The sequence below is a fragment of the Ruegeria sp. BG6 genome (assembly GCF_056538465.1).
Genome location: NZ_JBQFTB010000006.1, coordinates 246,794 through 257,413 on the forward strand (window position 1 = coordinate 246,794; position 10,620 = coordinate 257,413).

Sequence of the window (10,620 nt, forward strand, 5' to 3'; positions counted from 1 at the left end):
GATACAACCCATGACCGAGACACAATCCTTGGGGACCGAAACAACGCAGGTTGTAAGCGACAATCAATGGGCTATCGTTCTTGAGGCGTTGCCGGATGCGGTGACGTTAAGCGAACCCCTCGAGTTGCGAGCATCATTCGATGTCTTAAACGTCGCCAAAGGAGATATCCTGCCGCCAAGCGGGATGTATGTTGTGCTCGAGGGCAATATCGCCCTTTTGCAAACTGACGAGAAGCTCGCGCGCGCCGAAACGGGAGATTATTTTTACGAGGCGCACCTTGCATATACGGAACTGCCGGTTGGCCTGACCGCCCAAGCAGAGCAAAACACAACTCTGGCTTACTTGTCGCGCAACAAATGGAGCGATCTGAAGAACGAGACACGCGAAGTATTTGTCTCAACGCTCTTTGGCGACCTGGTGAATGTCTACATGCAGGACTTCCAGCAATCCATCAATTGCTGCAGCGTTACTGCTGCGGCGTTGAGTATGACCGCACTTGGCTTCTCTTGCGAGGTCAATGACATCTTCCGGAAGGTCAACTTGCCGAGTTCCTATGTCGTCAACACGGGTATCGCGCTGGGTGAGCTTTTCGATATCGCTTGCAACTACATCCACACGGTTGGTCTTCGGGATCGGGTCAAAGTGACGCCTTTCTTCATGGACCCTGAAACAACCAGCGCGGAAACGTTGATGGAAGCCATTCTCGAATCCGAGCGTGTTGCGGGCAAAGACGATATCATTGTTGCCAATTTTCAGGTCGGCATTGCACACGGTCGTCCGATGCCCGGGGGGCATTTTGCCGTGATCGCCAAATGCAACCCGAGCACCGGCTTGCTGCATATGATGGATGTTCACCCGGAGAAGTATGGCAAGCTGTGGGTGACAACGGTCGGCCGGCTTTACGAAGCGATGTCCGATCGCGACGGAAGCTCGCACCGCGCAAGGGGAATCTTGCGGTTCTCAGCCCGCGGTGCGGTCGCAACCGAACTCGAAGCGATCAAACGTGAGATCCGTTACGTGGACAGCACCATTCATCTAAGCATCTCGAATGACAAACGGCATGAGATGTTCAGACGCTCCACACCCAACTTGAACGGTTTGAGTGTTCTTGCGGAAAGCTTCGAGATTTTCGGAGATCACGGTGCCAGCGAAGACAAGCTGATGCGGGTGGCAGAACTTTCCTACACGGAGTCGCTCGGCAAGGTCAGATCGGCCGCAGAGCTCAGCAAAATTGCGCGGAAGTATCTTGCTAAAATGGAAGATCTGCACGTCAAAGCCGAGTTTCATTCGTTCAACACGAGAACAAAAGAAAGCCCGGACACGGCGGAGGCTTGGTTCGAGGCGCAGTTGCGAACCCTTAAATCTCCTGAGACGCATAAGCCGGACCAGAGCTTTGATTCTCCCGATAAAGACGAACCGCACCAGAAAAAGCGTCACTTACAGATCAACATCGATCTGAACAAGGTACTCGGACACAATGCCGTGGCTCTGCCCAGTAGCGATTTCACAGAAACAGCGCTTTTGCAGGAGTTCTGGTGCCTTTGTATCGGATACAATGAGGACACCGATTACGTCACCCTCGTGGATATGAGCCCTGCAACTTCGCAAGTCTGGCAGATAACCCGCACAGCTCTCTTTCATGGGCTGCGCGACAACAATGATCCCGAGATGGTCGTACTTCAAGAAAAAGAAATGCCGCGTGACCCGGGCGATGTCCAGCAGCTGTTAAAAGACCATAAACTGATCCTCTTTTATGACGACGAAGATCCGTGGTCCTACATGCTGCATAGTGTCTTGAACAACATCGGCGCCGAGGATCTGGTTGAGGTTGATGTGTCCGGCGACAGTACGCTTGCGACACGCATGCGGCGGCAGCTTGAAAAAATGACAAGCAAACCCACGGTGCCGTATTTGTTCCTCGAAGGCGAGTACCTCGGCAAAAGAAAAGACATTATGGATGCCTATATCGCCGGGCGACTTCAGGAAGACATCAAGAAGGCCGGCTTGCGCGTGTTGTTAAAAACCGAGACACCGAGCCTGGAGCACAATGACTACGGATATCCCAAGGGCGGTTTGACGGAGCCACGCGACGGGAAGCGCAATGTGTTGCTTTGCGCTTGCGGCTCCTCTGCGGCGGATAAAGTGCCGGAACTTGTGCAGAAGCTCACCGACCTTGGTCACAACGTGAAACTGATCCCTTCACCCCACGCAGAGCACTTTTTCAGAGATGTGAAAGAACGAGACGAAAAGGCATACGACATTTACGACCACATCACCCCCAAAGATGTATACCGCGACAGCGATGAATGGAACTTCCGGTATACGCAGTTCGATATGGCGGTGCGCGCCTCTCACCTCGCATTGTGCGATTGGGCGGATTGCGTGGTTGTGGCACCAATTACATGTAACACTATGGGGAAAATTGCGCATGGGATCGGAGATACGCTGCTGACGTCGGTTTTTGTCGCCTGGCAGTATCACACCAAACCCGTCATATTTTGCCCTGCCTGCAATACGAATATGTGGAACAACATCACGACGCAGAACAATGTCGCTATCCTAAAACGTCTTGGAGGAACATTTGCGGGGCCGCGCCGCTCCAAACTCTCGAATGGCACAATGGGTATCGGTGCCATGGCCACTCCTAGCGAAATCGTCACGGCTCTGAACATTGCATTTGATGATCTGGACCATCAACCGGACCGCATTATCAAATGGGCGAAAGAAGCGTCCATGTCGCGCGATCACCTACTGTGGGATCGTATTTTCAGAATGATACGGGAAGATGTGGTTGGTGTGAATGTACTCGATCACGAAACAAAAGACACATTGCTGCATTTTGCTTGCGGTGGCCCCGGCGAGACACTGGGCACAGGAACCACCCACGGCATTGAACATGTCGCCGCTGTCGAAGAATTGTTGAAACTCGGTATCGACGTGAACAGTGTCAACATTGCTGGCTACTCTGCCATGCACGTTGCCATCAAGAACGGCGCAGAAGATATCATCAGGCTGATCCTCGACACTGGCGACTTCAAGGTTCTGAGTTGCATGCGGATGTTGTTGGACCCTGACGTCGAACTTTCAGACGAAACCCGGAAGTTGCTCAACGAGTGGGCCGAGAACGTGCGTAGTGATCTGCCGCAGGAGGAGGATTTAGATGAAGACGACGCGCTGGACGACGACAATGACACAACATACCTCTACTTTACGTATGGGTCGCTGAAGCGCGGATTCCCGAATTATGAGAAAAACGCAAAGCTGCTGAGCGATTTTGTTGGCGCGGCGACAACTACACAGACCATGCCGTTGATCGTGCAGAAAGAACCGGCCTGCGACAATCCTAATTGTGGTTTCCTACATCGCATGGCGACGTTGGTGGATAAGAAAGGTTCGGGCAAACATGTCCGCGGCGAGGTGTACCGCGTGACGGCGCAGGGATTGAAAGAGCTTGATAACCTTGAGGGTTACGACCCCATCAACCGCGAAGGCAACACTTATGTTCGCAAAACAATTGCGGTCGAATTAGCGGGCAAAACTGAAAAAGCCTTTTGCTATTTCATTGTCAATCCGGAGAAGTACCAAGCAGCAGTTGCTGCAGGCACGTCTGAAATCGTTTCCGAGTACACGCAGGAGATGGCCATCGCGACACCGAAAACAGAGAGCGTTTAGGAGATGATATAGCCGTTGGAGTATCACAGTGTCTTTTGCAGTCAACGTTCAGTGCCAGGCCCGTAGAGCGAATGCGTTTGATCGGTTGCCCGTGTTTAGAGACTTTAGACCACATCGTTATCGGATCCAACTGATGACGAGCGGCATTCGAAGATGATAATTTGGTCCGCTACTTGGCTGCACCGCATTTGCAAAATTGCCAATTTGGACCCCGATATATCCTCGGATGTGCCGACAATTTTATGTCGTCGCCAGACGAGCTATGTAAGTAACTGATATTCAAAAAAGTTGGTTCAAAAATGCTTCATTCGAACCGCGTCATCTGCGCTGTAGCATTCACCATTCTAACGCTACTTTCTTCGGTGGCTTTAGCGCAGTCTGTGGAACACCCCCTTCGGCCACCAAAGACCGGAAGCCCGCAGGCGACCTTGCAAGCTTTTGTTGCCGCGATGGCCGATGTTTACAAGATCGCAACGCAGCCTGATGCTAAAGGATCGGATACAATACTGCCTCTACGTCGAGCAGCGGCGACGATTGACATGTCGCTGTTTCCGCCTGAAATCCGGCGCAGCCAGTCCATTGAAGTTGCTTTACTGTTGGATGAAATTTTTGATCGTATAGGGCTACCGGACATCACTCAGGCGCCATCCGTTGACGATGAAACGCCAAACAAATGGCGCGTCCCGAATACCCCAATAACAATTGCTCTTGTCGAAAGCGGGCCGCGCACCGGCGAATACCTTTTTTCCGCCAGCACCGCTCAGAATATCCGCGAATATTATGATGCGATACGCGAACTGCCTTACATCGACACTTCGTCACCGGGCCTGTACACGGCCTATCTGACGACGCCCGGACCCGGGATCGCGCTCAGGTGGAGCGAAGGCTTGCCGGACTGGAGCAAGCTGGTCGTTTTTGAGCAAACATATTGGCAATGGATCGCGCTGGCCGGGGTTACAATACTGCTCACCGTGCAGTTTATCCCTATTTTGCGCACTTCGCGCTCGGTAGGCACCGCGGAAACGCAAGAGCAGGAGCGCGCGAAAAGGCTAAACCAGTTTGTAACTCTGCTTGCTGCGCTCGCACTCACGATAGCAGCAGCATGGTTTGTGGATGAAATCGTCAATCTCACGGGCGATACTCAGATCACCGTTGCCTATATTCTGGCCGTCCTGCGTTTTGTTCTATTGGGTTGGATTATCGTTGTTGCCGGAAATGTTTTTGTGGATGTTGTCAGTTGGGCGCGAGGTTTGGAGCCAAACTCGGCAGGGGTACTTTTGTTAACTGTTGCGAGTTGGATCGTTGTAGGGCTCTTTCTTTTTGCGCTCATAGTCGCGGCCGCACAAAGGTTCGGTTTCCCGGCTTATTCAGTAGTAACTGGTCTCGGCGTCGGCGGTATTGCCATCGGGCTTGGCGCACAAGCATTGGTTCGGGATATCTTGTCCGGCGTATTTTTCCTGATGGACGATGCCTTTCGCAAAGGAGAATACGTGCAGGTGGGTGACGCTATGGGGAACGTCGAAAAGATCTCAATCCGGTCAATGCAACTTCGCCACCATCTCGGCGCCATTCATACAATCCCGTACGGGCAGATTGCTCAACTTACAAATTTCAGTCGCGATTGGGTCATTGTAAAACTCAGCTTCACGGTACCCTATGACACTGATCCGAAAGTCATTAAACGGAAGTTTAAGGAGATCGGCGAAGATATGGTGAACGACCCGGCTTTCGCGGGTAGTTTTATCGAACCCTTTAAGAGCCAGGGAGTTTTTGATTTCGACGATGTCGGTATGGTTGTCAGAGGCAAGTTCATGACTAAGCCTGGTGAACAATTTACTATCCGCGCGGAACTGCAGGCCCGTGTAAAGGCTGCTTTCGACGATGCAGGTATAAATTTTGCCCGTAAAGAGGTGCGGGTCGCGATGCCAGAAGTTGAAGGAACTGGCGATCGACCGAGCGCTGAGCAATTTGCGGCAGTTGCAGCGGCAAGTACCAGCGAATCTCCGAAAGAATAAAAGACTACTTTGGGCTCTATCTGGACCTTCGCTGCGCAGAGCATCAGTGACCGCTGTGCGGACAATTCAGACATCCGAAAACATATACTTTTGGATAGCGAGCGAGACCTTTGATCTGTTGATCCCAGCGTCGCATTACGGGTAGGCTTTTTCAGAGTTTGCCTAATGAAACGTTTTGGGGGATCAGGATGTTCAGACAAATTACACTAGCCCTTCTGGCAATTACCGTTTCTCCGAGTTTTGCGCTTGGTCAAGATATTGGGCCCGCGGAAGAAGACGTTTCGGGACCACCACAAAACTATTCACCGTTCATCGAACGTACAGTCAAAAATCGTGGCCTCGCAGAGGGCCTTTATTGGGGCGACACCCACCTTCATACGATGTTTTCGACAGATGCCGGAATGATTGGAAATACACTCACGCCGGTTGATGCCTATCGGTTTGCAATGGGTGAAGAAGTGATCACTTCGTCAGGTCAGAGACTGCGCATTGACCGCCCCCTCGATTTTCTAGTGGTATCTGATCATGCTGAAAACCTTGGGTTGCCAGTGATGCTAGCGGAGGCAAACAGAGATCTGCTCGCGACTGAGTACGGACAGCGCCTGTATGACCTCGTGCAAGCCGGTGAAGGCTACGCGGCTTTTCAGCTTTGGGGCAATGACGGTGTGGCACAGAACCGCGACATTATCGACAATCCCAAACTCGATCGTACTATTTGGGACCGGCAGATCGAACTCGCGGATCAGTATAATGACCCGGGAAATTTCACAGCGTTCATTGGGTTTGAGTGGACGTCTATCAATAATCGGGAAACGCCATCCAACCTTCACCGTGTCGTGCTCTTCAAAGAGGACGGGCGAAAAGCCAGCCAAGTGACGCCGTTTTCCGCGTATGACAGCCCCGATCCGGAAGATTTGTGGGCCTACATGCAAAGTTACGAAGACCTGACGGGAGGCTCGGTCATGGCGATCCCGCACAATGGCAACCTGTCCAATGGTCTGATGTTTGCCACTGAGCGTTTGAACGGAGAACCGATTGATGCGGAGTATGCGGAAACACGTATGCGGTGGGAGCCTATAATCGAAGTAACGCAAATCAAAGGCGATGGAGAGGCTCACCCTGCGTTGTCACCGGATGATGAGTTCGCCGACTACGGCACCTGGGACAAAGGCGATATCGGCGGATTTAAACCAAAAATGCCTGAGATGCTGCCTTATGAGTATGCGCGGTCAGCGTTGCAGGTCGGCATGCAACAAAAACAGAAACTTGGCATCAATCCATTCAAATTTGGCCAGATTGGAGCTACCGACGCGCATACCGCAGTGTCCACGACACGGGATGATAACTTCTGGGGGAAGATGCCATCGTCTGAACCTTCACCCGATCGGTGGAAGCATTACGTGATCCAATCATTTAATGGTGACGAAACGCTGTCTACATTCGAATATGAGGCTCTCGCTTCCGGTCTCGCAGGGGTTTGGGCGCGGGAGAATACGCGTTCGGCCATCTTCGATGCCATGCAGGCAAAGGAAGTATATGCCACTACCGGCACCCGGATAGCAGTCCGTTTCTTTGGGGGATGGGATTTCGAAGGCGAAGATGTATTCCGTCCAAATGTCGTCGACATCGGTTATTCCCGCGGAGTTCCCATGGGGGGAGATCTTCCGTCAAAAGGCGAGGCTACCTCTCCTGTGTTTATGCTCGGCGCACTTAAGGATGTGAGCGCGGCCAATCTGGATCGCGTGCAGATCATCAAAGGCTGGATTGACGCAGAAGGAGCAAGGCAAGAACGCATCTATGATGTTGCTGTATCGGATGGACGCGAAATCGGTGAGGACGGACGCGCCCGGCGACCTGTCGGCTCTACAGTGGACGAGGCTAACGCGACCTACACGAACTCCATCGGAGCCGCCGAACTACGAGGTGTGTGGACTGACCCCGACTTTGATCCTGCTCTTCCAGCGTATTACTATGCGCGGGTGCTCGAAATTCCAACGCCAACATGGCAGGCACATGACGAGAAGTTCTATGGCATGAAGATGGACGCTGATGTTCCGCGTTCGCATCAGGAGCGGGCATATACGTCACCTATCTGGTACACACCAGAGCAATAGGAAGGCGAAAATGGCTGACCGTACACTGCTGCTCCTAGCAGCACTTGGCCTCGTGCCGATCGCACTATCTTACGGCCTCGTACCGTCTGCATCTGTAACATACCTACTCGGCTTCCCAGTGGAAGGAACGAACCAAACGCATGTGTTCCGCGCCATAATGGGGCTGTATCTAGCAAACGCCGTTTTTTGGCTGATTGCAGCAGGAAAACCGGAGTTGCAGCGCCCCGCGCTCTGGGTACTTTTTCTGTTTATGGTGGGGCTTGCTGCCGGGCGCGCGCTGAGCATCATAGTGGATGGCATGCCAGGGTTCGTTCTATTGTTCTATCTTTTGGCCGAATTGGTTTTCGGTACGTTGGCCTTTCTTTCGTTGCGAAGAAAAGATGAAATCACTTGAGGTTGTTATGACTGTAATTCGAACCGCGCATCGCCCGTTCGCGGGAATATCTCTAATATTTGTTACCGCGATGATGGCGCAGGCGTCATCCGTGCAAGAAGCGGTGGACAAAAATTTTACATCGATTGAGATCGCCATCGAGGATGCTGGATTGGCCTCCATTGCCTCGATTGACCACGCCCGGCTTGCGGCTGCTGAGGGCGTAGAGATGCCGCCTTCGCGTGTTCAGATATTCTCGGACCCTGAAATCAACACACCCATTTTGAAAGAAAACATACGAGCGGGGCTCGACTTACCATTCCGCGTTCTGTCTTTTGCACAGGATAGTACTGCTAAAGTTGCTCATACAGGTTCAGATTTTCTTCAAGTCCGCCATGGGCTCAGCGACAAGTCCGCACTCGATACGTTCTCGCAAAGACTAGCAGAAGTAACGCGAGCCGCCGGCGGCGATGCGGCACCAATAGATGGTCTCAGCAGGGACTATGGTGTCATCGAGTTGACGTCCGCACTCAGTGTTGCCGAAGCGGTCGAAAACCTCACCAACATCGTAATGGCGCAAGACGATACTGTCTGGTTCGGTGAAATTGACTTTAGAGCGGAAGCTGCGACGCAGGGTGTTGAACTGCCTGAAGCGGTTCTTTTGCTCTTCGGCGGACCTGGGCCCGGTGGCGTAGCGATGGCCGAGTTCCCGGCAATCGGCCTTGATGCATTTTGCCAAAAGTTGCTGGTTTATCCGGGCAATGACGGTGGCTCAGTCGTAATTTTCAATGATATTGCTGCCTTTGCCGAGCTTCATTATGGCTCATCAGGCAAACCGCACCACGAGCTGAATGAAAGGCTTACAGCTACTTTTCAGAAAGCCCTTCAGTAAAGCAGAACGCGCATCACAAAATCGATGTGATTGCGGCAGTGCTGAACTGATATTTCTTTCAAAACTGAGGTCCGCTTTGGGCTCGAAGCGGACGCTCAACCAAATCGACAGAGGGTCGGCTCTGCGGACAAAGCCGACAATGCCGGTTTGGGTGTGAACTTCTGGTATTCATCCCAATGCAAATATACCCTGGCTCGACCAAGAGTATCTCAACCGCATTAGACACATATCTCCGAAGTCACGCGGGGTTGGGCGTGTCGATGACCACCGCGCTCCTAGCGGCATCATCCATGTCATTCGTAAAGGCCCACGATGTCCGGGTGCACTATTCAAGTATGCGTCGTATATGACCCACTAAATCGGTTTGTCTTGCGGTCACACCAATGTGTCTTCAAAGACATCTGACATGTTAAGGTTTGCTAAGGTTTGCTAAGGTTGGGTAACGAAGAGCTGCGAAAGATCGCTCATGTGCTGGTTGAACAGCTTCAAAAGAACGTCACCGTCGACTGGCACCTCAAAGAAAGCGCCCGGGCCAAGTTGCGGGTGCTGGTTCGACGCATCTTAAAAAATACGGATATCCACCTGATCTCGCACCAGTTGCGATCAACACGGTCCTAAGTCAGGCGGAAACGCTGTTACGATGGGCGTAGAGGTGTAGTTTTGAATCCGTGAGAGTAACCTAGCTCTACCACCACTTTGTTTTTTTGGCGCTCATGTTATGGTTTCCACTGCCGAGCCAGACCGTTCCACGCCCTGCCGTTTGGGCCGTGGCGTTCCCATTCCGAGAGGCGTCGCCAGTCTTCCAAGCCGACCCCTTACCGGTCCAGGTTATCGGGCGGTCACCAATTGATTTCCTTTCCCGTCAACCGGCAGAAACCGGTAAGAAGGTAGTTTCCCCATTATCTGTTGGGTTTTCAGGCGTGCACTTCTTACTGGTCGAAACCGGCAAAAAGTCCGCAACAGTGTCGTCTGTGGGGCTTTTTGCCGGTTCTTGCCGGTTGCGATCGAATGACGTAATAGCCGTTGAAACGTGGTCTTCGTTCCTTTCTGCCGGTTTCTGCCGGTTGTCGGGAAGAGACATACGACCGACTTCAAACTTACGCGCCAGATCTGACCAACGGCCCATGCCTCAAACCTCCAGTTTTGGATTAACTTCGTAGCTGATCGAGGGTTTCCCTGCCGACGGATCACCAACCAGCATAGCCCAAAGAACAGGGGGCTCTTTCCAGCCATCCCACGGGCTTGCCCAACGTGAATTGCCGATGGCCGCAATTGCCGTCGACAGCAACGTGAGTGACACATACACTCTTTTAAATTAAGTATATTTTTGAGAGTAGCCGATGATTGCACTGCACCTTTCTGCCCTCATTTCACACCTCTCAAATTGAAAATGACATCAGCATACTTGCCAGTCACATGCGCTGCCCAGCGTTCCGCCAACAAAAGTCTTTGGTCAAAATAGTCGGACCTTTGGTAGGCGCGTGAGACGGCTGACCCAACCTTGTGCCCGATCGCAGTTTCCTTAATTTCAAAGTCTGTATTGGTCTCTTCGT

Annotated in this window: 8 protein-coding genes and 1 pseudogene; 6 read left to right on the plus strand and 3 right to left on the minus strand. The window is 52.3% G+C overall.

All coding sequences use genetic code 11. The annotated features are described in order from the left end of the window. Window positions 1-10: 10 nt before the first annotated feature. The 6 genes from ACR0JW_RS13370 to ACR0JW_RS13395 all read left to right on the plus strand — a co-directional run bounded on the left by ACR0JW_RS13370 (window position 11) and on the right by ACR0JW_RS13395 (window position 9,685). Window positions 11-3,673, plus strand: a complete 3,663-nt coding sequence (locus tag ACR0JW_RS13370) for a flavoprotein (RefSeq protein WP_480714038.1) — start codon at window positions 11-13, stop codon at window positions 3,671-3,673. Between the two features lie 299 nt (window positions 3,674-3,972). Continuing rightward, window positions 3,973-5,688, plus strand: coding sequence for a mechanosensitive ion channel family protein (locus tag ACR0JW_RS13375; protein WP_170617493.1), 1,716 nt, complete (start codon window positions 3,973-3,975; stop codon window positions 5,686-5,688). 188 nt (window positions 5,689-5,876) lie between these two features. Then, window positions 5,877-7,802 carry a DUF3604 domain-containing protein gene (locus ACR0JW_RS13380; RefSeq protein WP_170536419.1) on the plus strand — a complete coding sequence of 642 codons (1,926 nt, stop codon included), beginning with the start codon at window positions 5,877-5,879 and terminating at the stop codon, window positions 7,800-7,802. Between the two features lie 10 nt (window positions 7,803-7,812). After that, on the plus strand, window positions 7,813-8,196 hold the full coding sequence (locus tag ACR0JW_RS13385) for a DUF4345 domain-containing protein (RefSeq protein WP_480491673.1): 384 nt from the start codon (window positions 7,813-7,815) through the stop codon (window positions 8,194-8,196). Further along, the gene (locus ACR0JW_RS13390; protein ID WP_480714039.1) at window positions 8,183-9,067 is read left to right on the plus strand and encodes a DUF302 domain-containing protein; all 885 of its coding nucleotides are present in this window, start codon (window positions 8,183-8,185) and stop codon (window positions 9,065-9,067) included. Before ACR0JW_RS13385 ends, ACR0JW_RS13390 begins: the two co-directional genes overlap by 14 nt. 435 nt (window positions 9,068-9,502) lie before the next feature. Beyond that, window positions 9,503-9,685, plus strand: coding sequence for a type I restriction enzyme endonuclease domain-containing protein (locus ACR0JW_RS13395; protein WP_480714040.1), 183 nt, complete (start codon window positions 9,503-9,505; stop codon window positions 9,683-9,685). Window positions 9,686-9,929: 244 nt separating this feature from the next. Here ACR0JW_RS13395 and ACR0JW_RS13400 read toward each other — a convergent pair whose 3' ends face one another. The 3 genes and pseudogenes from ACR0JW_RS13400 to ACR0JW_RS13410 all read right to left on the minus strand — a co-directional run. Then, window positions 9,930-10,193 carry a hypothetical protein gene (locus ACR0JW_RS13400; RefSeq protein ID WP_271950322.1) on the minus strand — a complete coding sequence of 88 codons (264 nt, stop codon included), beginning with the start codon at window positions 10,191-10,193 and terminating at the stop codon, window positions 9,930-9,932. 3 nt (window positions 10,194-10,196) lie between these two features. Beyond that, window positions 10,197-10,373, minus strand: a complete 177-nt coding sequence (locus ACR0JW_RS13405; protein WP_480714041.1) for a hypothetical protein — start codon at window positions 10,371-10,373, stop codon at window positions 10,197-10,199. Between the two features lie 59 nt (window positions 10,374-10,432). Continuing rightward, window positions 10,433-10,620: pseudogene (locus tag ACR0JW_RS13410) on the minus strand (tyrosine-type recombinase/integrase); the annotation flags it as partial.

Coding starts and splice junctions, on each gene's coding strand:
- ACR0JW_RS13370 (WP_480714038.1), top strand. CDS start 11: ATGACCGAGACACAATCCTTGGGGACCGAAACAACGCAGGTTGTAAGC.
- ACR0JW_RS13375 (WP_170617493.1), top strand. CDS start 3,973: ATGCTTCATTCGAACCGCGTCATCTGCGCTGTAGCATTCACCATTCTA.
- ACR0JW_RS13380 (WP_170536419.1), top strand. CDS start 5,877: ATGTTCAGACAAATTACACTAGCCCTTCTGGCAATTACCGTTTCTCCG.
- ACR0JW_RS13385 (WP_480491673.1), top strand. CDS start 7,813: ATGGCTGACCGTACACTGCTGCTCCTAGCAGCACTTGGCCTCGTGCCG.
- ACR0JW_RS13390 (WP_480714039.1), top strand. CDS start 8,183: ATGAAATCACTTGAGGTTGTTATGACTGTAATTCGAACCGCGCATCGC.
- ACR0JW_RS13400 (WP_271950322.1), bottom strand. CDS start 10,193: ATGGGCCGTTGGTCAGATCTGGCGCGTAAGTTTGAAGTCGGTCGTATG.